This window comes from Sorangium sp. So ce385 (genome assembly GCF_051474135.1).
GTDB classification, from domain to species: Bacteria; Myxococcota_A; Polyangia; order Polyangiales; family Polyangiaceae; genus Sorangium; species Sorangium cellulosum_D.
On record NZ_CP150337.1, the window covers coordinates 8,014,757 to 8,040,433 of the forward strand.

17 protein-coding genes and 2 pseudogenes are annotated in these 25,677 nt (G+C 68.6%); 12 read left to right on the forward strand and 7 right to left on the reverse strand.

The features are described from left to right. Positions 1-324 precede the first annotated feature (324 nt). Positions 325-1,851 (forward strand): amidohydrolase family protein, encoded by a 1,527-nt coding sequence (locus WME83_RS29200; RefSeq protein WP_437312979.1) that lies wholly within the window; start codon positions 325-327, stop codon positions 1,849-1,851. 43 nt (positions 1,852-1,894) lie between these two features. On the opposite strand, the gene WME83_RS29205 is transcribed toward WME83_RS29200, so the two are convergent. Then, on the reverse strand, positions 1,895-2,740 hold the full coding sequence (locus tag WME83_RS29205; RefSeq protein WP_437312980.1) for a methyltransferase domain-containing protein: 846 nt from the start codon (positions 2,738-2,740) through the stop codon (positions 1,895-1,897). A 73-nt stretch (positions 2,741-2,813) separates the two neighbouring features. Here WME83_RS29205 and WME83_RS29210 point away from each other — a divergent pair, with 73 nt between their 5' ends. The 6 genes from WME83_RS29210 to gstA all read left to right on the forward strand — a co-directional run bounded on the left by WME83_RS29210 (position 2,814) and on the right by gstA (position 7,614). Beyond that, positions 2,814-3,284 (forward strand): helix-turn-helix domain-containing protein, encoded by a 471-nt coding sequence (locus tag WME83_RS29210; protein ID WP_437312981.1) that lies wholly within the window; start codon positions 2,814-2,816, stop codon positions 3,282-3,284. A 35-nt stretch (positions 3,285-3,319) separates the two neighbouring features. Further along, positions 3,320-3,964 carry an SMI1/KNR4 family protein gene (locus tag WME83_RS29215; RefSeq protein WP_437312982.1) on the forward strand — a complete coding sequence of 215 codons (645 nt, stop codon included), beginning with the start codon at positions 3,320-3,322 and terminating at the stop codon, positions 3,962-3,964. 221 nt (positions 3,965-4,185) lie between these two features. Then, positions 4,186-4,794 (forward strand): DUF2267 domain-containing protein, encoded by a 609-nt coding sequence (locus tag WME83_RS29220; RefSeq protein WP_437312983.1) that lies wholly within the window; start codon positions 4,186-4,188, stop codon positions 4,792-4,794. 489 nt (positions 4,795-5,283) lie between these two features. Next, entirely contained in the window at positions 5,284-6,003 is a 720-nt protein-coding gene (locus tag WME83_RS29225; protein ID WP_437312984.1) for a PD-(D/E)XK nuclease family protein, read from the forward strand. Further along, positions 6,000-6,605, forward strand: coding sequence for a hypothetical protein (locus WME83_RS29230; protein WP_437312985.1), 606 nt, complete (start codon positions 6,000-6,002; stop codon positions 6,603-6,605). The genes WME83_RS29225 and WME83_RS29230 overlap by 4 nt, the downstream gene beginning before the upstream one ends. Before the next feature lie 400 nt (positions 6,606-7,005). Then, positions 7,006-7,614 carry a glutathione transferase GstA gene (gene gstA / locus WME83_RS29235; protein ID WP_437312986.1) on the forward strand — a complete coding sequence of 203 codons (609 nt, stop codon included), beginning with the start codon at positions 7,006-7,008 and terminating at the stop codon, positions 7,612-7,614. Positions 7,615-7,777: 163 nt separating this feature from the next. Here the strand turns inward: gstA and WME83_RS29240 are convergent, their stop codons facing one another. Next, positions 7,778-8,341, reverse strand: a complete 564-nt coding sequence (locus WME83_RS29240; RefSeq protein WP_437322060.1) for a cysteine hydrolase family protein — start codon at positions 8,339-8,341, stop codon at positions 7,778-7,780. Between the two features lie 424 nt (positions 8,342-8,765). Here WME83_RS29240 and WME83_RS29245 point away from each other — a divergent pair, with 424 nt between their 5' ends. Both WME83_RS29245 and WME83_RS29250 read left to right on the forward strand, forming a co-directional pair. Further along, on the forward strand, positions 8,766-9,005 hold the full coding sequence (locus WME83_RS29245) for a hypothetical protein (RefSeq protein ID WP_437312987.1): 240 nt from the start codon (positions 8,766-8,768) through the stop codon (positions 9,003-9,005). 36 nt (positions 9,006-9,041) lie between these two features. Then, on the forward strand, positions 9,042-9,236 hold the full coding sequence (locus tag WME83_RS29250) for a hypothetical protein (RefSeq protein WP_437312988.1): 195 nt from the start codon (positions 9,042-9,044) through the stop codon (positions 9,234-9,236). 330 nt (positions 9,237-9,566) lie between these two features. On the opposite strand, the gene WME83_RS29255 is transcribed toward WME83_RS29250, so the two are convergent. From WME83_RS29255 to WME83_RS29270, 4 genes are all read right to left on the reverse strand, one after another. Beyond that, positions 9,567-10,289, reverse strand: coding sequence for a hypothetical protein (locus tag WME83_RS29255; RefSeq protein ID WP_437312989.1), 723 nt, complete (start codon positions 10,287-10,289; stop codon positions 9,567-9,569). Beyond that, positions 10,286-10,558: a hypothetical protein gene (locus tag WME83_RS29260; RefSeq protein ID WP_437312990.1), complete on the reverse strand. Its 273-nt coding sequence runs from the start codon at positions 10,556-10,558 to the stop codon at positions 10,286-10,288. Before WME83_RS29260 ends, WME83_RS29255 begins: the two co-directional genes overlap by 4 nt. Before the next feature lie 2,782 nt (positions 10,559-13,340). Next, positions 13,341-14,159, reverse strand: coding sequence for a hypothetical protein (locus WME83_RS29265; protein ID WP_437312991.1), 819 nt, complete (start codon positions 14,157-14,159; stop codon positions 13,341-13,343). A 395-nt stretch (positions 14,160-14,554) separates the two neighbouring features. Further along, positions 14,555-15,142, reverse strand: a complete 588-nt coding sequence (locus WME83_RS29270; RefSeq protein ID WP_437312992.1) for a JAB domain-containing protein — start codon at positions 15,140-15,142, stop codon at positions 14,555-14,557. 336 nt (positions 15,143-15,478) lie between these two features. Here WME83_RS29270 and WME83_RS29275 point away from each other — a divergent pair, with 336 nt between their 5' ends. From WME83_RS29275 to WME83_RS29285, 3 genes and pseudogenes are all read left to right on the forward strand, one after another. Continuing rightward, complete coding sequence (locus WME83_RS29275; RefSeq protein ID WP_437312993.1) at positions 15,479-15,754, forward strand: helix-turn-helix domain-containing protein; 276 nt, start codon at positions 15,479-15,481, stop codon at positions 15,752-15,754. Between the two features lie 110 nt (positions 15,755-15,864). After that, positions 15,865-17,714, forward strand: a pseudogene (locus tag WME83_RS29280) (type I restriction endonuclease subunit R); the annotation flags it as partial. Positions 17,715-18,100: 386 nt separating this feature from the next. Further along, positions 18,101-24,850 (forward strand): RHS repeat-associated core domain-containing protein, encoded by a 6,750-nt coding sequence (locus WME83_RS29285; protein WP_437312994.1) that lies wholly within the window; start codon positions 18,101-18,103, stop codon positions 24,848-24,850. A 453-nt stretch (positions 24,851-25,303) separates the two neighbouring features. On the opposite strand, the pseudogene WME83_RS29290 reads toward WME83_RS29285, so the two are convergent. Continuing rightward, positions 25,304-25,507: pseudogene (locus WME83_RS29290) on the reverse strand (hypothetical protein); the annotation flags it as partial. Between the last annotated feature and the right edge of the window lie 170 nt (positions 25,508-25,677).

The window sequence follows — 25,677 nt, forward strand, 5'->3', positions numbered from 1 at the left end:
AGGCGGATCCCCCCGGACCCGCGCTGCTGGCATCGTCTCCACCCGAGCTTGGCTCTGTGCAGTGACAGAGAAAAATTGGAATGAAGAGGGCAGCAAGCGTGGTGCAGGAGCGTACGGTGGAGCGCATTGTGGACATCATGCCACCATCCTACCCGGGCCCGATCGCCAGAGTCACGCGGTGATCGTTCCGCGCGAGGGCGGCGCAGCGCTCGACGAGGTTCCGTCCCGGATTATCCTGTGCTCGGCCAGATTGTACACGCAGCGTGTCGCGAGGTGTCCCGGCCCGCGACGGGCGCTCGTGGTCTCGGCAGGAGGAACTTAACGATGTGCCAGGAGCTTTGTGGAAACGACACGATCCATGACCGAGAGCCAGCGGAAGCGGGCGCCTCTCGTCGCCGGTTTCTCGCGGTGGGCGCCTCGGTCCTGGGCGCCGCGGCGACGTTTTCGGCGCCCGCATCGGCGCTGGGGAGGGCGGAGCACGACGACGACATGCCGCGGGGGACCGGCGGCAGGCGCCGGCGCACCCTCCTGAAGGGCGGCGCCGTCCTCAGCATGGATCCGAGCGTGGGGGACTTCGCCTGCGGCGACGTGCTCATCGAGGGCAAGACGATCGTCGCGGTCGGGCCCGACCTGCACGCCCCGGGCGCGGAGATCATCGACGCAGCGGGGATGATCGTGATGCCGGGGTTCGTCGATACGCATCATCACCAGTACCAGACCGCGCTGCGGAGCTACCTGGCCGATGGCCTCTTGTTCGACGACGGGCTGCCGCACGGCGAGAAGAACTACTTCGATTACATCAACGCCACCATCACGCCGGTCTACCGGCCGGAGGACGCCTACGTCGCCGTGCTGGCCTCGTCGCTCAGCCAGCTGGACGCCGGGGTGACCACGGTCGTGGACACGTCCCAGGTCGGCCATACCCCGGAGCACACCGATGCCCTCATCGAGGGCCTGCACGCGTCGGGCCGCCGCACGCTCTTCGTGTACTCGCCGGGCGTCGGCCCCGGCAACGTCTTTCCGAACGATCTCCAGCGGATTCAGGGCCAATACTTCTCCTCGACCGACCAGCTCCTGACGCTCGCCATGGGCGCAGAGGCGTTCGACCCTGCGTTCCGCGAGCTCTGGGCGCTCGCGCGCCAGAACGATCTGCCCATCGTGACGCACCTCGTCGCCGGCCTCGGCCAGCAGACGCTGCTCGAGCAGCTCGCGAGCGAGGGGCTGCTCGGGCCGGATGTCGAGCTCATCCACGCCACCGGCGCCTCGGCCGCGTCCTGGCAGGCGATCGCCGATTCGGGCGCGAACGTCTCGATCGCGGCCCCGATCGAGATGACGATGCGGCACGGCACGCCTCCGATCCAGGCCGCGCTCGACGTCGGCGTCCAGCCCGCGCTCAGCACCGACGTCGAGTGCACGATGACCGCGGACTTCTTCACCCAGATGCGGACCGTGTTCACCCTCCAGCGGGCGCTCATCAACGAGCGCGCGCTGGCCGGAGAGACCGGTCTGCCCGCGCTCCTCACGTGCCGCGACGTGATCCGCTTCGCCACGGTCGAGGGGGCCCGGGTGGCCCATCTTTCCCATAAGATCGGCTCGCTGACGCCGGGCAAGGAGGCCGACATCATCCTGCTGCGGGCGGACGCCATCAACGTGGCCCCGCTCAACAACGTGCCTGGGGCCGTGGTGACGTTGATGGACCGCAGCAACGTGGACACGGTCATCGTCGCGGGGAGGATCCGGAAGTGGCGCGGGCGCCTTGTCGACGTGCACCTGCGCCAGCTCCGCGCCGCCCTCGAGGCGTCCAGGGATTACCTCCTCGCGGAGGCGGGCGTCGAGCGCGAGCTCTTCTGAGGCGGACCGCGAAGATGGTGGGGCGGGATCATCGGCCAAGCGATCAGGCGCGCGCGCTCACGAGCCAGCAGGCCCCGGTGAAGCGGGCCGCGCCATCGCGGATGTACGGCTCGAAGGCGGCGCGAACCACCTCGGCCGTCCGGGCGCGCGTCGGCTCGTCCGCGTCCCGCAGCGCCAGCCCCACCGGTCCGAGCTTGATGACGTAGGCGAGCAGGTCTTTCTCCGCGACGCTGGTTGGAACGTCGATCGGGCGAATGGCGACGTCGGTCCAGCCGCTCGCGTCCAGGATCCGCTGCACGCGGTCTCTTTCCGCGAAGGCGAACTGGCCGGGCGCGTCGGGGCCCGGGGCGCGCAGGTTGGGCAGCAGCGGCGCGGCGGCGCGGGCGGCCTCGGTCATGAACGGGTTCTCGGCGGGGCTGCGCCAGGCCACGAACGAGAGCCTGGCGTCGCGCCGCGCGGCGCGCCGGATGTTGGCGAACGCCGCCGCGGGATCGGCGAAGAACATCACGCCGAAGCGGGAGATCACCGCGTCGAAATCGCCGGGCTCGAAGCGATGGGTCTGCGCGTCGGCCTGGACGAAGGCGGCGGACGAAAGGCCCTCGGCGGCGGCGCGGGCCCTGGCGGCCGCCACGAGCGGCCCGGAGATATCGACGCCGAGACAGTGGCCCGTCGGCCCGAGGCGCCGCGCCATCGCGAGGGCCGTGGCGCCCGCGCCGCAGCCGACGTCGAGCACACGGCCGCCCTCGCCGGGGAAGGCTTCTTCCAGGAGCGGCGCCCCGAGCGGCGCCAGCATGGCGTCGAGCACTTGCTGCATCTCCACCCAGATGGGCCCGCCGGCCTCGTTCCACAGGGCGGCCTGGTCGCGGTTCGGCGCATCGGCTTCGGACATCGGAGTCTCCTTTCGCTTGCGATGGGCAATCACGCCCCGTAGTCTGCAACCTCAAGTCGACTTGAGGTCAAGGGTGAAGGACAAAGATCTGGACATCACCGAGGTCGCCCGGCGCTCCGGCGTGCCCGCCTCGGCCCTGCGGTACTACGAAGAGAAGGGGCTCATCGCTTCGACCGGGCGGCGGGGCCTGCGGCGCCTGTTCGCCCCCGGGGTGCTGGAGCGCCTGGCGCTGATCGCCCTCGGCCAGGTGGCGGGGTTCTCGCTGGACGAGATCGCGCAGATGTTCGCGCCCGACGGCCGGGTGCGCATCGATCGCGAGCGGCTGACGGCCAAGGCCGAGGAGCTGGACCAGACCATCCAGCGGCTGGTCTCCATGCGCGACGGCCTGCGCCACGCGGCGGCGTGCTCCGCGCCGAGCCACATGGAGTGCCCGCGCTTCCGCAGCATCGTCCAGCTCGCCGCGGCCGGTCGGCTCGATCTGCCGGAGAGGAGAGCTTCGGGGAAGAGGCGGTCCGGGCCGCCGGCGGAGCCTCGCCGCCGCTAGAGCGACAACCTACGGAGGATAGGGGAAGCGACATCGTGATCCGCGATCTCATCGAATCGATCATGGTGATCGCCTTCGGCGCCTGCCGGCCCGAGGACGGCTGTACCGGGGCGGACATCGGCGCCGCCGAGCAGCGCCTCGGCATCGCCCTGCCGGAAGCGCTGCGGGACTACTACGCCACGGCGGGGCGCCATCGCGGCATGATGGATGCCGGCTTTCACATGCTGCCGCCCGACAAGCTCAGGCTCGCGGGGGGCTGCCTGGTGTTCTGCGAGGAGAACCAATACCTTGCCGAGTGGGGCATCCAGCCGGCCGACGGGGCGTCGCCCAACCCACGGGTGAGCGGCCGCGCCCGTGACACCGAGACGTGGTACAGCGAGGCGTCCAAGCTCTCGGGCTTCCTGATCCATGTGGCGACCTGGCAGGCCGTCATGTCGCTGCCGGAGCGCGCGCGCTGCGAGCTGCCCGAGAAGAAGCTGAAGACGCTGGAGCCGTTTCTGGAGCACATCGGCGAGAAGAAGCTGCGCTCCGGGGGGCACCGCGTCAGCTTCATCGACCGGCACAACCGGCTGCTGGCCACCTATCTCTACAATTCCGAGACCCTGTACGTGGGCGCCACCCGCCCCGAGGCGATCGAGGCCTTCGAGGCGAGGTGCGGGCTGGAGCTGGACGCCCTGTGAGGCCCCGCGAAGGGGGCCGGCCCGGGCCGCTCGGCCCAGAGAGAGTTCGACGCAGCGGTCATTGATAGAAGAGCAGGAAAGTCGGACTCTCGCTGAGCGCCCGGGGCGGCACCGCGCTTGCCTCCTGCCATGGCGGCGCGCGCGGTCTCGCGCGATTCCCGCATCATTCTCGCAGGATTCCCGCACCACCCCGCACGATTCCCGCAGGAGAGGAGCATTCGATGGGCAGCAAGGCGAAGAAGACGACCGCGGTCGCTCGGTCGATCGATGATGTCTCCGAGCAGATCTTCCGGCAGGTCGAGCAGAGCGGCGCGCTGCCGCCGCACCTGGGGGCGCCCGAGGCCGTCGGCGCGGCGCTGTGCACGCTGTCGCGCCGGCTGAGCGGTGGAGAGGCGCGGGACCTCGCCTCGGCCCTGCCCTCGACGATCCAGGCGATCGTCCAGCCATGCGCCACCCACCGCGACGACGATCCGGAGGTCTTCGGTCGTCGAGAGTTCCTCGAGACGCTCGCGGAGCACCTGCACATCGATACCGACCAGGCGAGGGCGGTGTCCCATGCGGTCTTCGCCGCCGTGGAGCGCGAGATCCCCACGAAGGAGGTCACGGACATCGAGAGCCAGCTCCCGGCCGATCTGAAGGAGCTCTGGGGGCGCCACCGCGTCGCGGGCAGCTCCCACGCGGAGCGGCCGGCGGACACGTCGCTGGCGGAGCCTCCCGCGCGGGCGTCCGTGGACACGCCCGCGCCGGATCGACGCAGCGACGACGTGGGCGCGGACGGCACGGCGGCGACCTCGTCCGGCGACGCCCCCGCCGTCCGGCGCGCGAGCTGACGGCGGCGCGGGGCGGCGCTCCGGGGCGCTGGACGGCCTGGCGGGACGAGCCAGCCCCGGAGGGCCACCTTGACGCGCTCCGCCAGCGCCACCGGGGCGGGGCGCGCGAACGACGGGAGCACCTCGGCCAAGAGGAGCGGCGGTCGAGGTCCCGCAGGCGCTCGCGTCCATCCCGGCGTCCTGCTGCGCCCGGCGTCCTGCTGCGCCGCGCCACGCTGCCCGAGGTGACGCGCGGGAGGCCCCCGCGCAGCGCAGCCCGCGCGCGAAGCGACTGCCGTCGAGGTAGTCCGGCAGCCGCCAGGTACTGACACCCTCCCCACAATTCCAGCGTCTGTGCAGAATTACGCGAAGGCTCGGTGTTGATTGTTGATTCGGCGCGGGCGTAACCTGCCCTCACCGGAGGCCGACCGGCCGCCGCCGAACCATGGCCACCCAACCATGAGGCCGCCCAGCGGCCCGTGGAGAGCACAGCGAGGAGGAGCGAGGTAGATGACAATCTTCGCGTCAGCGCCTGAAGCAGACGAGCCCCGGCTCGCCGGCCTCGCCGCGGAGTGGCGCGCCATCGTGGCAAGGGAGCAGGAGAACCGCGTGGCGCAGATCGCCGCATGGGATGCGAGGCTCGCCGAGCTCCGCGCCGAGCAAGAGGCGCTCGTGAGGGGTGGCCGCTGGGTGGGCGGACCGGACGATCTCCTGAGCATCCTCGGGCAGGGCCGGCAGGAGCGGTATCACTCTGCGCTGCTGGCATGGCTGCTCGATCCCCAGGGTCGACATGGCCTCGGCTCCGGCTTCCTCGAGGCGCTGCTCCGCCGCTGCACCGCCGATCCGCCGACGGCCGAGCTGAACCGCGCCCGGCCCGCGCTCGAGGTGAGCCTGGGCGACGCCCGCGCCGATGTCGTCGTCGCTGGGCCTGGGCTCTACCTCGTGATCGAGAACAAGGTCGACGCCCGTGAACAGCCCCTGCAATGCGATCGCCTTTACGAGAGCTTCTGTCGCGAGCCAGGCGCGCTGTTCATCTTCCTGTCGCCCTCCGGACGAGCGCCCCTGACGGCCACGGGCGCCGCGCGGGAGGCGTTCACGCCGATGGGCTACGCCGACATCGCGGCGATGCTCCGCGAGGCGCTCGCCGCGGCGCCGGGCAAGGGCGCGACGGCGCATGGGCGCGAGGCCGCCTCCAACTATCTCGTCACCCTGGAGAGGGAGTTCCGATGAACCGCATCGACGATCCGCGTGCCGTATTCTACCTCCGGAACCAGCCGCTCATCGAGGAGTGGGCCGCCCTCGGCGAGTCCGTCGCCGACCTCGCGCACGCGTTTCTATGCTCGTGCGCAGATGGGATCGCCGATCTCGCCTCCGAGCTCTCTCCAGAGGTCGACGTTTACAAATTCCTGGAGCAAGACGAAGACTGGCCGAAGATCCTGCTGGTCTTGCCAGGATGGTTCCCGTCGAGCCAAGCCGGGCTCGTCCCCGGCGTCGACGTCGCCCCCAGGGTCGGGGTCGGCCTGGAATGGAACAAGTCGAGACGCCTGAACTTCACCACCTCTCCTGCTTGCGCGTTCACGGGCGTATGGGTGGATATCGACATCGCCGGCGGCAAGGAGCTGTCGAGGAAGCTCCGCGCGGCCTTCGGAGAGGCGGGCGTCCTCAAGCAGCACAAGCTCACCTCCAGCGCCTGGTGGCCCGCATACCGCTACGAGACCGCGACAGGCGACTACTGGAACGATCTCACCCCCTACCGCGAACAGCTCATCCAGTCGGTGCGGTCCCACTGGATGGAGTTCGCGCCGCGGATCCGGGACGTGCTGGCGGGCTGAGCGCCTGGCGCCGTGCTGGCGCGCGGCTCCTTCCGCCCGAGCGACGAGCCTCGCGACGGGGCCACGCTTGCCCGGGGTGACATCGCCGGCACGCCGAACCGTTCCGGTGGACCCGCCACCCGGCGTGGTGGTCGGACACCCCTGGCAAGACTTCCGACGGGCGCGTCGGCCTGCCCCGAGCCACCGTCGGTGCTTTCTTTCATGACGGACGAACCGTCCGTTATAGTAGACAGAACCTCCCGAGCCGTGGTAGTGGACGGCTGGCTTCCGAGCTCCGCACGCGACGGCGCGAAGGTCGACGATGCGCGGCGCTGCCTGCGGCGCTGGTCGCGACATTCGGACCGCGCCGCCGCCGCGCACCCCGGAATCTCGAAGCATCTCTTCACGTGAAAGGATGATCATGAAGCTCTACTACACCCCTGGCGCCTGCTCCCTCTCGCCGCACATCGCGCTGCGCGAGTCCGGCCTCTCCTTCGAGCTGGAGCAGGTGGATCTCAAGGCGAAGAAGCTCAAGGACGGCGGCGACTACCTCGCCGTCAACCCGAAGGGGTATGTCCCTGCCCTCGCGCTCGACGGCGGCGAGGTGCTCACCGAGGGGGCGATCATCGTCCAGTACATCGCGGACAAGGTCCCTTCCTCGAAGCTCGCGCCGGCGGCGGGGACGACGGCGCGGCTGCGGCTGCAGGAGTGGCTGCACTTCATCGCCACCGAGCTGCACAAGGGGTTCGGGCCCATCAACCACCCCAAGTCGAACGACGAGCTGAAGCAGGCGTTCCGGGAGCGGCTCGAGGCGCGCTTCGCGATCCTCGCGAAGGGCGTCGAAGGGAAGAGCTTCCTCCTCGGCGACACGTTCACGGTGGCCGACGGGTACGCGTTCTACACGCTCCGCAACCTCCGCCGCCTCGACGAGCAGGCGCTCGATCGCTCGCCCGCGCTCAAGGCGTATTTCGAGCGCGTGGGCGCGCGCCCGGCGGTGAAGGCGGCGCTCGCCGCCGAGGGGCTCTCGTAGCGGAGGGATGTCGAAGCCGAGGGGCGCTCGTCGCCGAGAGGGGCGCTCGTCGCCTCGTCCGCGGCGGCCGCGCGCGGCGGCCGCGCGCCCTGTCCCGGGGGGCCCGGCGGGGTGACCGCCCGACCATCGGCCGGCCGAGTGGATCGGGGTCGAATCGAGCCGTTCAACGGGGAGCCGTACGCGCGCCACGAGCTGGCCACTCCGCGCACGTGACGATTTCCGCGCCCCTGCCGCGAAAGACGGTGTTGACGAGGAGCTCGTGCACCGCCGGGTCCGGGTCGGCGCACCCGTCGCGGAGCACGGTCAGCCCGTAGCCCCGGTCCGACGCGTCGTAGAACGTGGCCGCGACCATGGCGCTCGTCGCGACGCCGGTGAGCGCGATCGAGTCCACGCCGCGGGCGCGGAGCACCAGATCGAGATCCGTTCCCGCGAACGCGCTCGTGCGCCGCTTGAGCACGACGACATCGTCCGCGGTGACCTCCAGCGCGACCTCCGTACCCGGCGACCCCTCGTGGAACAGGTCACCGGCCCGGTGGAAGGCCGCGAAGACCTCACCCGCCAGGTCCGCGCCGTTGGCCCGAAACGCGGTACGCACGAACACCACCAGCACCCCGGCTGCGCGGGCTCGCGGCAGCAGCTCGGTCACCGGCGGCACCACGGCCTTCGCGAACGGGTAGTTGTTGAGGATCCCGACCTGGAGGTCACCCACGATCAGAGCGCTACGCATGGTGCGAGCTTCCCCATCCAGCGGTTCACCGTCAACAGCATCCCGACGGACGAGCACCGCGCACGCCGTCGCGATGCCCATTCTTCTCTCCCCTCGGTGCTCTCTGTGCCTCTGTGGTTCGAATCTCTTCATTCTCGGGTGTTTCAAGCTGATCGGTGCTCAAGGTTGCCGATGGAAGCCTCTGGTGAATGCAAGAGGCACCGCGGGTACGCTCGGTGCTACCAGGCCAGGGGGCGCTCGGGGGCTCAGGGAGCCTGGTGCAGAGGGGACCGGCCGCCAGGAGGCGTTCCCGAGGGCCGGACGGCGTTCCGCAGTACGGCCGGGAGGCGGGTCGACCCTCGTCGAGCGCTGGTCTCTGCGGCCCCGGCATGCCGCTCGCAACCCAACTCCGCGCGCGACGTACCGCGTCGCGGGGAGGTGGACTGTGCACACCAGAATCGGCGTCGCCCTGGCCGCGCTCATGGGAGCGCCGGCTTGCGGAGCGGCAGACGAACCGAGCGCGGCGGGAGACGAGGGCGGAGCGGACGAGGCCGGCCTTCCGCCGCGTCAGTTCGAGCTGAGCCTCGACCCGGAGGAGCCCGCAATCCCGCAGATCGTGGCGGCCGGGCGGCATGAGCTCGCCGCGGCGTGCGCCGACGACCCCGAGGTGTCGATCCCCATCTGACGGGGACCTATGCAGGGCCAGTTCCGAGCTCTCGGCATGCTCGTCTCTGGGGGCGTCATCGTCGCCTCGAACGTGCTCGCCTACACGAGCGTCCCCCGGGGCGGCCGCTTCGGGTTGGTCGATCTGCTGCACTTCGCGCTCCCCGTGGCCATCTACTGCCTGGTGAATTTCGCGAGGGACGAAGGCCGAGCCCGCGAGCGCCGGGCCCGCGGGCTCAGGGACGAGGAGTAGCCGCGCCCGCGCGGATCGCCGGACGACTCGCCGCGCCAGGCGCACGACCAGCGACCGGAGATCCGCCCCTCGGCCAGGAAGCCCCAGGCGAGCCCCCGGCGGCGCTGCGCCTCGACCAGGCCCGGCGGGCACCCCGTCACCCGCACCTGACGCGCACGTCCTGCCGGACAGCGCATCGAGCAGGCAAAGTTGAGCACTCAGGGCCACGTTGAGCATTCCCCTCCGCGGTGCGCTCCGGAGGGGTTCCGACGTTGCTGGTGCGCTTCTGCTTTGGTGGTGGCTGGTTTTGCCTGAGTTGAGAGCGCCACGCCGACCGCTTCGACGGTGTCCCTACCAGTTGTCCGAAAACAGACAATCGTAAAGCGTGGCCTCTCCCAAGGAGCGGCTGTCGGTTGCCACGTCAGGTACGATGAGCTCTCCGACGAGTGGCGGCATACGTTCGTATCCCCAGGTTAGCTCGATGTCTCGTGCGATCCAAGTCGCGTACGACTGTTCATCGGGCGACAGATCGAAACTGAGAACTCGACGTGTTGCTTCCAGCGGCAGCGGCGGCTCGAGAAGTTTGGGTTTGACCAACCTGACCAGCTTGCCCACCCAGGCAGGTAGGACGTAATGAGTGTCATGAACGAAGATGCTTACGTAACAAGACGGCGCTGCGTTCAGCATCTTTATCCTCTCAATTTCTTCGAAATCATCAACAGTGCGCAAGCCGTAAACAATGTAATATGGAACCAAAAGACTCACCATGAACCCTATCACACGATCACACTCACCCGGAAAACCTGCTCCGACCGAGAGGTAACCGGCGTAGCAGGCATCGTAGTTCCCCGTGGGAAGATGAATAGAACGGTCAATTGAGACACGGCCCAAAAACTTACTATCGATCCGACGCAACATACCTTGCCAACGGTCACGATCGGCTCCGGCTCGACGACGGGCGTCCACCAGCCGACCATATTCCTCTGTTCGCTTGTAGCGCGGGTCCTCACGCGAGACCCCACGCGGATAGTAGCGATACACCACATCGATCAATTCTTCATTTGAATGCCTCATGGCTTCGTAACCCTGGCACCGCCAATGGCCTCGGGCATCCTTACCGTCATTTCATCCTTAAATTTGATACAGTAGATCCCCTGTGGCATACGCAGGTTGGATTTCATTATCTTGCGAGAGGCCGCAGACGCCACTTTTGCGCTTACAGCAGCAGCCAACTCTGCCGAGATCTTCCCCTGCTGCTCATTTCGCAATGGCACACCAATCGTCATATAACACGACCAGAATTCAGGATATGTATCAACCCACCGCTTGATCTTGAATTCCACCGAGGCTTCCTGCCAGCCTCCGGGAGTTCGAGTTCCATCATCTTCGACTGTCGTAACGAACTTGAATATCGTTGACGAGAAGCCGTTTACTCCTGACGTTGGACATTTCGAGCTGCACGCATCGCTACAGATCACATAAGTCTGTCCGTCTCCTGCGGTATCACCGGGCCCTGAGCATGCGCTTCCTGTCGGGCTCTCCGGGTTGCCCCTGGGGCCCTCTTCTGAGCCCTCCGTTCTGTTACACTGGATCTCACGCTCGTTCGCGTCTTGCGGCTCTCTTGGCGGCGCAGCCCAGGAGTCACCCGATGCGCTAGAACTGAAGACGGGGACGGGCCCCCAATGTGGACTTCCACCTGTGCCCTCACCCCACTCCTCGCGCGGATAGCATTCTCCCACTGTCCAGTTGCACGCCGTCAGCGCCACCATGGCAATGGTCACAATGAACATCAGACTCATACCATGTCTCATTTGGCACTCCATCGAAGCACGGGACCAACGACAATAGTCACTGACGCGTAGCCTGGAAGCACAAGACTGCTCCCGCCAACCCAATCGACGTTGGCGCCCACCGACACGCCCAGCGGTCCAGCAACATACGTGTTAGCTTGCGCGTGCGCTCCTATCCCCATTCCGGCGACATGTCCGCACAAGGTGTTGCCGCACGCCGGCACGAAGTAGATCGCAACCGATGGGCCCGCGCTGATATCGCCATTCCTCCACGCATATCCGACGGCAAGCGAGACATGGTTGTAAACGCCGGCCCCACCTATCTGGATTGGGGGCACAACACTGCATAAGTCGTGAAATTTGAATATAAGATCGTCATTGATGTGCCACGACATCCCCACTTGCGGGCCAACAGCGACGCGCGGAGCGGTGCCAGCCCGGAGCCACCCGAGGCTTACACCGGCGCTCAGTTCGGATGCCGCAGCCTGCGTCGGAACAACAAGGATCGAGAGGACCAATCTTGCCGCGCATAGGGCCCATCGCGCTGTTGTTCTCACCGCCTTCTCCCCCCATGATTCGCTTTGGTCAGACTTTCATCGATGCTCCCAGTCCAATCATGTGCAAGACGGAAGCTTGACAAATTCGAGCTGAGCGCGCGAGAAGGCGAACCATTCTTCTGACCATGGGATTCATCGTCAAACAGAAATATGAGGGAAACGCCACGGTTGACCTGGGTCAAACGTCCAGGGCAGGCAGTGTAGCGGCGATGATGTCACGTAACCGCCCGACGGGCGCCATCTTGCGCCGTCGGGTTCCCGCGGACATGTTCGGCCGTTCGCCGCGGGCCGAGCGTGCGCGCTTACTGGCGGTGAGCTCGCCGCGGAGGGACCCCGGGGCGCAGCCGCGGCCGTCCGCGGACAGACGCGACCGTTTCGCCGAGCGCAGCGGACGCCGGCTCTCGCGCTCCGCCGTTCCGTTCGACACGTTGTCTAGACGGGTGATCGCGTGGCGCGTCGGGCGTCGCGGCCAGGAGACGACAGACGCCTTCATGGCCGATGTCCGCGCCAGGCTGCTCGTGATGCCGCAGATCACGAATGAAGGTTCGCGCCGCACATCTCTACCGTGGGCGCGCACTTCGGCCCGAGCGTCGACTTCATGCAAACGGCTGTGCTGGGCGGTCAATACGCTCCGCGTGACCCCGGCGATGCAGGCCGGCATCACCGACCACGTGTGGACCGTGGACGAGCTCGCGGAGGCGCAGCTGACCGAGCCGGCCAGCGAGGCCCCGAAGGCACAGCCGCTCCGTCATCGCGAGCCCTGGGCGCCAGCGCGCAAGCTTCCGAGCGGCAGGGGCTTCCTGCGCCTCGTGACGGAGCCGACGCCCGCGCAGCGGCGTCCGCAGCGCGCTCCGGAACGCCCGCCGTCGGCGCCTCCGGTCCCGGCTGTCAGAGCCCGGCCTCATGGACCACGACCCGATCGGCAGAACGGATCACGACTGGAGCGGTCAAGAATTCCCGCCCGGACCTCGTGCCTGCCCTTCCACCGCGCGGCGCGCAGCTCACGTTAAGGGCCCGAATCTGTTAGGATTTCCGCGGAGCGGACCCTTGACGTGAGCGAGCACCGCGTCCCGCTCCTCGCGGGGTCCGAGCGGGGCTTGCCTGCGATCCACTTGGCCGGTCCGGGCGCGATCCGATGGGGCGGTCCGTGACACCCGGCTGCTCCGCCGCCTCCTCCGGTGGCGCCGGCCGGTCCGGTCCAGCTCAACCTGTTCTCCTGGAAGCCCGGCCCGACGGACACGCCGGGGGGTAGGAGAGCGCTCTGCTTTGCGCTGCCGAGGGCTTCCGACCCCGCCGGTGCGCTCTGCTTTGCGCTTCGGAGGGGTCTGGACCCCCCTTCTGGCACAAGGTCACGCGGTTTTACTGGGATCCTGGCACACAATTTCGGTGTGCGATGCGTTTTCTGGCACAATTCTGCCCAGAAAGACGCTCCGCGCAGCGATCTCGAGGGGTCCGGACCCCGGTGTGTCGCAATGCATTGCGTTTGTGCCGGTGCCGGACCCCCCTCCCCTGGCACATGCCAAGGCGGCTTGGCACAGATCGTACGGCGCGCGTGGGCTCGCTCTGCCACGAGCGCGGCTCGCCCCGTCACGAGGCGCTGCGCGCTCGCGACGGGCAGAGGAAAACGAGACCGGACGCCGGGATGCCCGCCGCGCGGCGCCGGAGGACGCCATCGGCAGATGCCGGGGGCATGATCTCCGGGCGGGCGGTGATGGGTGGAGGACGAATCGGCGGGAGGTCGGAGCGCCGCCAGCGGGCGCGCGCGGCGCGAGCGCGCCTCAGAGGTCGGCGGCCACCGGCTCGGCGCTCGGCGGGTCGGCCGGAGGTGGCGCTGCCGCCTCGTCCTCGGGCTTGCCGCTCTTCCGCGCCGCGCCCCGGCCGCTCGGCCCGACGCTCCAGCCCGCGAGCGGCGCGAGCAGCTTGTCGGCGAGCTCCTGCGTCTCCGGCTCGTCCGGCTCGACAGCGCCCATCACCTTGATCACGTACGCGCGGAGCGCCTCGGTGAACGCGTCGAGCGCCTCGCGCACGCTCGGCGGCGCCGTCGCGGCCGCGGCCGCGGGCGCCGTGACGCCGAGCGCCTTGCCGTACGCGGCGTGCGCGGCCTCGAGGGCGGCGAGGAAGCGCTTGCCGCCGAGCGCCTCGATGCGCGCGTCGAGGCCGTTCTTGCGGATCCGCTGCAACCGGAGCTCGCTCTCGGACCATTCCAGGAGGTACGTGAGCTGAAGGAACTTGAGGCCTCCGGTGAAGATCGCCGCCTTGAGCGAGCTCGCCTCCGCGGCCTCGGGCGCGCCCGGGGGCAGCTTGGTGAACGCGGTCAGGAAGTCGTGGAGACCGCTCCAGCACCCGTCGAGGACACGGTCGCACTGGACCGTATCCTCGCTCGCCTCCCCTCCCTCGGAGAGCGACACCTGATCGCGCAGCGCCGACGCGAGCTCGGCGTGGCTCGACGAGAGCGCGACGAGCGCCCGCGCGATACCCTTCGCGAGCTGCCTCTTCACGGGCTTCGCCACCGTGACGAGCTGCTCGCCGAGCGCCATGGCCCCCACCGCGGTGAGCCGGGGGAGCTGGACAACTTCAGAAGCGGTGTATTTGCTCATGAGATCACCCTCGTCCGTGCAGGAGCGCGGGATTGCGCTGCTATGCCGGACGGGCCGGCTTCCTCTATTCATGATGCGAAGAGAGGTGTCCAGAGCGAAGTGGACGGGAAGATGGGTTATAGAAGAAGCTCGGGTGTCGAATTCCTGCCGTGCGCGGGGGCGCGCGGGGAACGCGCGGGGAAAGAGATGGGTGAGAAGAATGAGGGATGTTGAGGAGATAGCGGGGTTGGCACCGATCTGGCCACGAGGGGAGCTGGAGGCGCGCTGTCCGGCGTGGGGAGGGCCCGTCGGAAGATTGCTTTCGTCGGGGGCGACGTTCTCGTGATGTTGATGGCGCCATTCTCGACGTACAGATCCGGCGGCGGTGAATCTGCGGCTGCCGAGATCCGGACGGGTTAGCGGGAGGACCCAGCCCGGAAGACGGAGGCGAAGCGGCCGGCGGGCGTCACGATGACGTGGTCCTGGAGGGGAACGCCGATCAGGTGGGCGGCGTGCTCGATGGCATGGGTCAGCTCGACGTCGTCCTCGGACGGCGCGGGGTCGCCGCTCGGGTGGTTGTGGGCCATCACGAACGCGACGGCGCCCAGCTCGAGGGCGGCGCGCAGGACATCGGCGGCGCGCATAGATCCGCTCAGGAGGCCGCCGCGGCAGACCATGCGCGCGCCGCGGACGCGATCGTGGGCGTCGAGCGCCGCGATCCAGACCTCCTCGTGGACGAGCGGCGCGAGCGTCGCGTGGAAGAAGCGGGCGACGTCGCGCGGGCGCCGCAGGCGCTTGGGCCGGCGCATGCGCGCGGCGTGCAGCCGCCGGCCGAGCTCGAAGGCGGCCGCGAGGCGGGTCGCCGCCTGGAGGGCCACCTCGGCGCGCTCCGCAAGCACCGCCGGGGAGAGGCGCGCGAGCGATGGGAGATCGTCGGCCAGGAAGAGGGGGCGGCCGAGGGCGGGGAGGCCGAGCACCAGCTCCAGGAGGGCCGCGTCGGGCATCGCGGGACGTCGGTGGGGGCGGGGTTCATCGGGCGCCTCCGCGTGGAGGAAGGCCTCCAGCCGGCGCGAGGGCGTCGGGGGCGCGGCGGTGACGGGGCCGGGGTGGACGGGGACTTTGCCCGGGATCGGGGAGTATGCGAACGATCTGCACGTCGGACCTCGCTTTGCTCGGGGTTCGGCCACGCAGCCCGGGGCGTTGGCGCGCCCGCGGGCTGCACTTCTTTGTGCGGCCCAGAGCTTACCCGGCGCGATCCGGTGCAGTCAATGGAACGTGACTTATAAGCTGTGTTTCCGCGGAGCGCCCGAAGGTAGGCCCCGCGCATGGAGCGCGATCATGTGGATGTGGTGCTCGAATCCATCGGAGCCAACGTGCACCGCCTCCGCGTGCGGCTCGGCCTGACCCAGGAAGCGCTCGCCGAGGCGGCCAACATCAGCACGGGCTTCCTGCAACGCCTCGAGAGGGGGAAGACGAACGTCGGCGTCGTGGTGCTGGTCCGGCTTGCCGATGCGCTCGCTGTCGAGCCCGGCGCTCTGCTGCGCCGCGCCGAGCTGCCAGAGGCGACGCCCGGGAGACCGCGGAAGGCGCGGACGAAGCGACAGCCGCAGGGGTAGGCCGACAGCGGCCATGCGCTGACACCCTCGCCAGGACCCCGGCGCCCTCGCGCGTTACCTGGAGCGCTCGGCGTTGATTGTTGATTCGGCGCGGGCGTAATCTTGTCGACCTCCTCGACCTCGTGCGCCACTTCGTCGTGTTCGAGGAAGACCGCGACGAGGTCGTGAAGAAGATCGCCGGCTACCACCAGTTCCACGCCGTGCGCACGGCCGTGGAGGAGACGGTCCGCGCCACCCGCCCCGGCGGCGACCGCAAGGTCGGCGTCGTCTGGCACACGCAGGGCTCGGGCAAGTCGCTGACCATGACCTTCTACGCGGGCAAGGTCGTGCTCGAGCCGGCCATGGGAAACACCACGATCGTGGTCATCACGGACCGCAACGACCTCGACGACCAGCTCTTCGGGACCTTCGGGCGCTGCCACGAGCTGCTCCGACAGAAGCCGGTCCAGGCGCGCGACCGGAGCCACCTGCGCGAGCTGCTCCAGGTCGCGGCCGGCGGCGTCGTCTTCACCACGGTCCAGAAGTTCCTGCCCGAGGAGAAGGGCGACAAATTCCCCCAGCTCTCCGAGCGACGGAACGTGGTCGTCATCGCCGACGAGGCGCACCGCAGCCAGTACGGCTTCAGAGCAAGCTCGTCAAGACGAAGGACGGTGGCTACCTCGTGCCCGGATTCGCGCAGCACATGCGCGACGCCCTGCCGAACGCATCGTTCATCGGCTTTACCGGCACCCCCATCGAAGCGGTCGACAAGGACACGCGCGCCGTCTTCGGCGACTACATCTCGGTCTACGACATCCAGCGCGCCGTGGAGGACGGGGCGACCGTCCCCATCTACTACGAGAGCCGCGTCGCGAAGCTCGACCTGAACGACAACCTCAAGAAGGTCATCGACGACGAGTTCGAGGAGGTCACCGAACAAGAAGAGGAGTCGAGGAAGGAAAAGCTCAAGTCGAAGTGGACCGCGCTGGAGGCCGTCGTCGGCGCGGAGCAGCGCGTGAACATGATCGCCGAGGACCTGATCCGGCACTTCGAGGCTCGTGTCGAGGCGATGGAGGGCAAGGCGATGGTCGTCTGCATGTCGCGCCGCATCTGCGTGGACCTGTACGCCCAGGAGCACATCTTCGGGCTCGAGGACGGGCGCGACCGGCTCGTGCAGGCCGTGACGGAGCTGAGCAGGAGCTTCGCGCTCGCGGTGCCGCACGACGACGCGCTGGCCGTCCGCGACGAGGTCGCGTTCTATCAGGCGGTGAAGGCCGCCGTCGTGAAGACGTCGCTGTCGGCGTCGGGCAAGTCGGAGGCCGAGGTCGAGCTGGCGATCCGTCAGATCGTGTCCAAGGCCATCTCGACCGACGGCGTGATGGACGTGTTCGCGGCCGCCGGGCTGAAGCGGCCGGACCTCTCCATCCTGTCGGAGGAGTTCCTCGCCGACGTGAAGGCGATGCAGCACAAGAACGTCGCCGTGGAGTTGCTGCGGAAGCTCCTGCACGACGAGCTGAAGGTCCGGAGGCGCACGAACCTCGTCCAGTCGGAGGCGTTCTCCGACAAGCTGGAGAAGACCATCGCGCGGTACCGCAACCGCGGTGTCGAGACGGCGCAGGTCATCGAGGAGCTGATCCGGATGGCCAGGGATGTGAAGGTCGCGCAGAAGCGCGGCGAGGACCTGAAGCTCAACGACGCGGAGCTGGCCTTCTACGACGCCCTCGGGGCGAACGACTCGGCCGTGCAGGTGCTCGGCGACGCGGTGCTCGCGCAGATCGCCCGCGAGCTGACCGAGACCATCCGCAGCTCGGTGACGATCGACTGGGCCGTGAAGGAGACGGTGCGGGCGAAGCTCCGCACCCTCGTGCGCCGCAGGCTGAAGAAGCACGGGTATCCGCCGGACAAGACGGACGATGCGGTCAAGAAGGTGCTGGATCAGGCCGAGCTGCTCGCGCTGGAGTGGGCGGCGCCGCCCGGGTGACGGGACAGCTACCCGACGGGGTGGAGCTCCGCCTCGACGGGACACGCGTGCTCCTCTGGGGTGTCGTAAGGCTGCCCCGGGATCGCGTCGTTCGACGACAGGTCGGGCGCCGGGCGCGGCGGGGGTCGTGCGCCAGCGCGGACGCGGCTAGTTGGCGGGCGATGGTGTGGATGTACCGTCCGATCGAGCTTGGCTTGCTGCGCCTCCAGCGCGGACGGCCGAAGGCGTTTTCGACACAGCGCCATCCCTGTTGCTGCATGGACGCCAGCCGGGCACAGACACCCTGATGAATGCCTTGAGCTCAGCATCGGGAAGGGTATCGACTCCAGAACAACCCTTGACTCGGGCCGCCGCGCCGTGGCCTCCTCGGTGCGAGGGAGGCTGCGATGGCGCTCGCTCTTCGACGCGTTCTCCGGGCGTTTATCCCGCTCGTGATGTTTCTCGCATGCGTGCTCGCGCAGGCGGGATGCCAGTGCATCTCCGGCGACCCGCCCATGGATCCGCGTCAGGGCGTCGTCGCCTGCCGGACCCAGAGCGCACGCAGCCCTGCCACCTCCCTTCCCGCGCCACAGGTCGAGACCGTCGCCGCCGGCACCATCCCGGGGACGTTCTCCATCACGAGCACCGGAGAGGCCGTGTACACCTTGGAGCTGGCCTCCCCGCCCTCGCGCGCGGGCATGGGGCCTCGGATCGAGCTCGTCTATCGCAGCGACGGCGGCGACGGCGTGCTCGGCGCCGGATTCGCCATCGCCGGGCTGTCCGCGATCACGCGATGTCCGAAGAGCCTCGCGCAAGACGGCGAGGTCCGCGGCGTGCGGTACGACGGCGACGACGCGCTCTGCCTCGACGGCCAGCGCCTCGTCCGCGTGGGAGAGGGGCCGGGAACCATCGGGTACCGGACGTTCCCGGATACCTTCGTCAAGGTGGTCGGGCACTACGATCCGGAAGGTGGTGCGCCCGCCGAGGCGCTCTTCTTCGAGGCCACCCTGCCCACCGGCCGCGTCGTCGAGTACGGGCGCACCGACGGCAGCAAGCCCCTCGCGCGCGGCGGCGTCCCGCGCGCGTGGCTCGCGAGCAAGGCCCGCGACGGCCGCGGCAACGCCATGACGTATGCGTATTGCATCGCCGAGGCGGAGGACGGCCATGCCGCCGAGTACGCCGTGGACGAGATCCGCTACACGGCTTTCGAGGGAACGCCTTCGCTCGAGCCTTCGCGTGCGGTGCGCTTCGTGTATGGGACCAAGGATCCGGCCGCCATTCGCACCGGGTACTCGGGCGGCATGGCGCTCCAGCGCTCGCTTCGCTTGGAAGAGATCCAGATGCTCGGTCCGGGCGACGCGCTGGTCCGGAGCTACGGGTTCCGCTATGAGCTCAGCCCGACGACGAGCCGCACGCTCCTGACCCAGGTCGAGGAGTGCGCGAGCGACCGGGTCTGCAAGCCTCCCACACGCTTTCAGTACAGCCACGCGAAGCCCGGATTCGAGCGGGTGACGACGGAGATCGACGAGCCGGTCTCCGAGAGGGCGAGCCCGATGGTGTTCGACCTCGACGCCGACGGGCTCGACGACCTCGTGATCCCGGACATGGCCGCGGGGCTCAGCACGCCGGGGAATCCGATCACCGCGTGGCGGGTGGCGCGCAACGTCGGGCCGCGCGCCTCGCCGTCCTTTCTCGCACCGGCGGAGCTCGCCTTCCTCGAAGAGTGGCCCACGGTCGCCGATCCGATGGGGTCCTCCGATCCGGCCCTTCTTCAGCCCGAGCTCGGCACGGTGCTGGACTACGACGACGATGGGCGGGCGGACGTGCTGCTCCATGACGTCTACGATGCCAAGACGACGTGGCATGTGCTCCTGTCCCGGCCGGACTGGACCTTCGCGCTCCATGACACGGGGATCCGCCGGCCCTTCCCGCTCGGAGTCACGCCCGCGCCGCCGAGCCTGAGCAGCCCCGGCGCGTCGATGCACCTCGCCGACCTGGACGGCGACGGCGTGCCGGATCTCCTCCAGTGCGAGGACCATGACCGCCTGGGACAGTCGCTGATCCCGGCGTCTTCCGTGTGGACCGTCCACGTCTGGAGGCCTGCAAGCGGCGCGACGCCCGCGGGCTTCGAGCCCGTAGGCGAATCGATCGAGCTGCTCATCGGCTATCCCTGCGATACGGAGCTCCACACGCTCGATGTCGACACCGACGGCAAGATCGATCTCGTCGTGCCGGCGCTGCGGCGGTTCGGTGACGGGACGGTCCTCCTCGGATCGAGCTACGATGCGATCATGCGCCGGGGCGATGGGCGCTGGGAGGTGCTCGACACCGAGCTGCCCGTCGTGTGGCCCGGGGGCCGCGTCGTCTTCCTCGACGCGAACGGAGACGGCCTGCCCGATGCCGTCGAGTCCGGCCCGGGTGACCACCAGCTTTATACCTACTTCAACACGGGGCCGACCTTCGTGGCCTCGCCGTTCCGGACCGTCGATGCGTTCAGCTTCGGCGATCTGTTCGGTCTTCCCGATCAGGACGTGTTCTTCCGGTTCGCCGTGCCGCTCGACGTCAACGGCGACGGGCGGCAGGATCTCCTCATGCCGGTTCCACCAGGCATGCTGCTGGGCGGCTCCGACGCGCTCCCTTCGTGGGCCGTCCTGCTCGCGACGGGCGACCGCGCCGGGCCGCCCTTCAGGCTCGTCGACCCGGGGCTGCCGTTCGAGGCCAGCCTCGGCGACGCGGTCACCCTGGCGGATCCGCGCGGGCCGCGCGCCGGCGATGTCGACGGGGACGGCGCGCAGGACGTGATCCTGTCGCTCGGCGGCGTGTTCAACGTGTTCCGGAACCTCTCGGCCGATCAGGATCTCCTGGTCGCGGTCTCCGACGGGATGAACGCACACGACCCGACCGAGCCGGGCTTCGTGCCCAATGTGAGCATCTCGTACGGGCATCTGACCGACGCGTCGGCGGCGACGGGCGACGGAGCGGAGGATCCGGCGCGGGAGAGCCCGCTGTACCTCGCGCGTTCCGGCGCGGCGGACGACTGCGGCTATCCGCGCCGTTGCGTGGTCGGGCCGCGGCGGGTGGTCAGCGCGTACGCCCTCAACAACGGTGCCGATCGACCGCGGCGCTTCGAGGTCAGCTACCGCGACGGGCGCTATCACCGGCTGGGCCGCGGATTTCTCGGGTTCGGCGAGCGGACCGTCACCGACCTGGATACGGGCGCCGCGACGCTCGACGCGTACGATCACGTCTCCTTTGACGACGAGCTCCAGGTCTTCCCCTTCGCGGGGAGCGTCCAGCGGAGTTGGCGCTGGGCTCCTGGGCTGCCGAGCCAGCCCAGGCCGGAGCAGATCGAGCTCTCGTTCGTCGACGTGAAGCGGACGCTCGTACCCACGAACGACGGCGCGACGTACTTCACGCTGCCGATCGAGCGCCGGGTGAGGCGAGCGCAAGGGGTCTATCCGCCTCCGAACGGCGCGACGCCGACCATCGAGGCGTACGTGCGGGAGGTCGAGGCAGGAGGCGACGGCGCGATGCTGCTGCGCGACTCCGTGTCGACGGTGACGGACTTCGACACGTTCGGCAATGTGCGCGCCGAGGAGAGCTCGACGAGCGGCGTCGACCTGACGTTCAAGGTCACGCGGACGTTCAAGAACGACACCGAGCGCTGGGTCCTCGGCCAGCTCCAGACGCAGAAGGAGTGCAGCGCGGCGGCGGGGATGTCGCAGTGCCGGACCCTCACGCGAACGAACACCATCCACGGCGAGGTGGAGACCGAGTCCACCGAGAGCGACGACGGCCTGCCGGACACGAAGCTGACGATCGCCTGCGAGCGCGACGACTTCGGGAACATCACCGGCGTCACGGCGGAGGACGCCTTCGGGCACCAGCGGACCTCCAGCACGGACTTCGACGAAGAGGGCATGTTCCCCGAGAAGTACGTGAACGCGGCCGGGCATACCACGCTCGTGGAGTTCGACGACGCGCTCGGCGTGCTCCTCAAGCGGGTCGATCCGAATCAGCTCGTGACGACGTGGGCGTACGACGGCTTCGGGCGCCTCGGCGTCGAGGCGCGCCCGGATGGCACGACGACGACGGTCACGCTCTCCCGCACCAGGGACGGCGGCCCGGCGCAGGACGCGTGGCGGGTGAGGCAGCGGAGCACCACGACCGGCGGGGCCGACGACACGGTCGAGCTCGATGGCCTCGGCCGGCCGATCCGGTGGTGGTGGCACGGGCCCGAGCCGGAGCCGGCGCAGGGATCGGGCGATGCGAAGCGCATCCTGCAAGAGATCGGCTACGACGCGCTGGGCGAGCACATCGCTCGGCGCTCGGTGCCGGTCCGCGAAGATACCCCTGACAGCGAGAGGCTGTACGATCGCTTCGAGTACGACGCGGTAGGCCGCGAGGTGCGGCATACGGCGCCGTGGAATGCGGTCACGACGACCGAGTACGACGGCTGGCGCGTGCGCGTCGTCGACCCGCTCGATCACGTGACGGTGACCGAGCAGGATCCGCTGGGGCGAACCGAGTCGATCACCGACGCCGCCGGCGGGATCACCCGCTACAGTTATGGCCCGTTCGGCATGCTGCACACGGTCACGGATCCAGGCGGGGCGGTGACGCGCACGGCGCGCGACGCGTTCGGCCGCGTCCGACAGCTCGACGACCCCGATCGGGGCACGACGGTCTCGATCCATGACGGCTTCGGCGACCTGATCTCGTCGGCCGATGCGCTCGGGCGAGAAAGCACGTGGACCTACGACGCGCTCGGGCGACCGCGCTCGCGCGTGGACCGGGACGGCGCCCAGCGCGTGACGACCACGTGGACCTGGGACACCGCGGCGCACGGGATCGGAAAGCTCCACGCGCTCGCGAGCCCTGACGCGGAGAAGACGTACGGGTACACCGACCGCGGCCAGCTCGACACGATCGCGCTCCGCATCGACGGCGAGCGCGCTCCCCTGGAGGCGAGGCTCGGCTACGACGAGCTCGGTCGCGTCGAGGCGGTCACGTATCCGGCGCCGGCCGGCGCGGCGCCGTTCGTCGTGGACCACGACCACGACGCGCATGGCCACGTGATCGCCGTGCGCGACCGCGGAACGGGCTCCGCCTACTGGCGCTTGACGGACGTGGACGACGCGGGGCGCTTCCGGGAGGAGGTGTTCGGCAACGGCGTCATCACGGAGCAGAGCTATTTCGCCGACAAGCAGCGCCTGAGGCACGTGGCGACGCGGAGCGGCGCGGGTGAGGTGCAGGACCTCGACTATGGCTTCGACGATCTCCTCAATCTCACGCGCCGTACGGACGCGCTCCAGCCCGAGAACACGACGGAGCGCTTCCGCTTAGATCCGCTCCAGCGGCTGACCTGCGCGTACTTCGGCGACGTCGAGAGCGCGTCGGCGCCCTGCGCGCTCCGCTACGATTACCACCCGAACGGCAATCTCACCTTCAAGTCGGACATCGGAACGCTCTCCTACGACGACCCGCTGCACCCGCACGCGGTCACCGGCGCGGGCGCGGACACGGGCAGCTTCGCCTACGACGCCTTCGGCAATCAGATCGCGCGGCCCGGCGGCACGACCGTGCGTTACACGCCGTTCGACCTGCCGGAGCGCATCACGCAGGGCGCGACCACCATCACGTTCGGCTACGACGGCGACCAGCAGCGGATCCGCAAGACCACGCCGGAAAAAGAGACGCTCTACTTCGGCGATCTGTACGAGCGGGTCACCGAGGCGGCATCGGGCACCGTGCAGCATCGGTACCACGTCCACTCGCCGGAGCGCGTTGTGGCGATCGTGACCCGCGGAGGCTCGGACGGCGGCACGCGGTACGTGCATGTCGATCACCTCGGCTCGGTCGATGCGCTCACCGACGAGGACGGCGACGTGATCGAGCGGCGGAGCTACGACCCGTTCGGGCAGCGCAGGAGCCCCGTGTGGGGAGAGCGCGCGCCAGCGTCCTTCTCCAGCGAGACGACGCAGGGGTTCACCGGCCACGAGAGCGACGACGAGCTCGGGCTCGTGAATATGAAGGGGAGGATGTTCGATCCCAGGATCGGGCGGTTCTTGACCACGGACCCGGTCGTTTCAATTCCATCCTTCGGCCAGAGCTGGAATCCGTATAGCTACGCGCTCAATAGTCCGCTCAACCTCGTGGACCCGAGCGGGTTCGAGCCGGGGTACCCGCTTCCGGTCGACGAGAATTACACAGGCTACCTCAATGATCCCGAGGTGCAGCGTATCCTGACTTGCAGCGGGCTCGAATGCCTCAAGACGGTGCCCAAAGAGGTAGGAGGTTCGCGCGAAGTGGCTGAGGTCGGCGCGGCGGCGCCGCCGGTCGATGTCAGCACGACCGGGAGCGCCTCGGGGCATGTGCCGCAGCCGGTGACCACGGCGCCGATTGACTGGTCGCAGAACCCCTATGTTCAGATCGAGGGAGGGTTCGTCGCCGGGTTGCTGCTCGGGGCGGTTCCTTTCGCCGGCGTGGGTCACGGGCTGCTGGACGCCGCGGGCGTGCTGGCCCATGGGACGCCGCAAGCCAGAATGGGCCTGGCAATCGGGCAGATCGTCGGCGGGATTGCCCTCACGGTTGGCGGCTTCACGGGGGAGGTCTTCGGGGGCATCACGAGCGCCACAGGCATCGGCGCGGCGATCGGTGTGCCTGCGATCGCCGTGTCGACCGGGCTCGTCGTTGGTGGAGTCGGCAACATCGCGGCGGGGATCCAAGGGCTGACGCAGGCGCTCATGTCGAGCGGGCCGGGGGCAGCAGGCCCGAAGGGCACGGCGCCAGTTGCGGGAAGCGTTCCTGCTGCGGGCAGAAATGTAGGTGCCGCGGCGGCGCAAGGACATACGAGCTTTGACTCGTTCAAACGGGCAATGGGATCGGCTGGGGCGGGTAAGGAATGGCACCACGTCGTTGAGCAAACCCCCGGCAACATATCGCGGTTCGGAGCCCATGCCATTCATACCCCTGATAATTTGCTGCGAATACCTGAAGCTGCTCATCGCCAGATCAGCGGCTTCTACTCGTCCGCCCAGCCGTTCACAAATGGCCTGACCGTGCGGCAGTGGCTAAGCACCCAGAGTTTTCAATTTCAGCACCACTTCGGAATGCAGTTGATTACTCGGTTTGGTGGACCTTGGCCGGGGATGTAGCTGCTATGAAAATCGACAAGTATATCGCTGGGTACGCCGCTGCGGCCAGCAGACACGGGAAAGCGACAACGGCCGGAGACTCAGACTCTGCCAATGCGGCTTACCGTGAAATCGATTGGTATTGGAAAAGGATTCAGCTGAGCGACAATAATTGGCAACCCGTGTTCTTTGGACTCCTCGCAGACAAAGACCCCTGGGTGCGACTTTGGGCTGCGAGCCACAGTGTCAACGTAGACCCAGGTCGCGCCGTTCCGGTTCTAAAGGCTCTATCTGGAGAGCCGGGTTTCTTGGGGTTCAGTGCTCAGATGACGCTTGAGACCTGGCAAAGTGGCCAACTCGGTGGACGCAACTGAGAATCACCGCTCCGTGCGGTCCCGCTCCAACAAAGGACAGGCTATGAGGTGACAGAGTGCTCAGAATCCTCGGAACAGGAAGGCCTGCTCGGGACAGATCCTATTCCGGGAAGCGAAGCGTCTCGACGGCGATGCCGCTCTCCCCTGTGATCTCCTCGCCATACCCATCCCAACTCACGCCACCCTTTCCCGGGGATCCCAGCTCGTACGTCACGCCGTCGAGCGTGAGCTGGTCCTCGTCGAGGTAGGCGATGCCGATCGAGTCGCCGCCGCGCCCCGGGCCGCCGTAGCCTCCGTCGCCCCCTAGTACTACAGCCGCGGTTAGGGAGCCCGGGCGCTCGGCCGGTTGCGGCGGCGCCGGTAGCAGCAAGCGCGAGCCTGAGCACGCTTTCGGCGTAAGCAGCGCACCGATCAGGCAACGTTCAGCGCTCGAGGCCAAAGTCGAGCAACTCCCCTCTGTGATGCGCCCCGGAG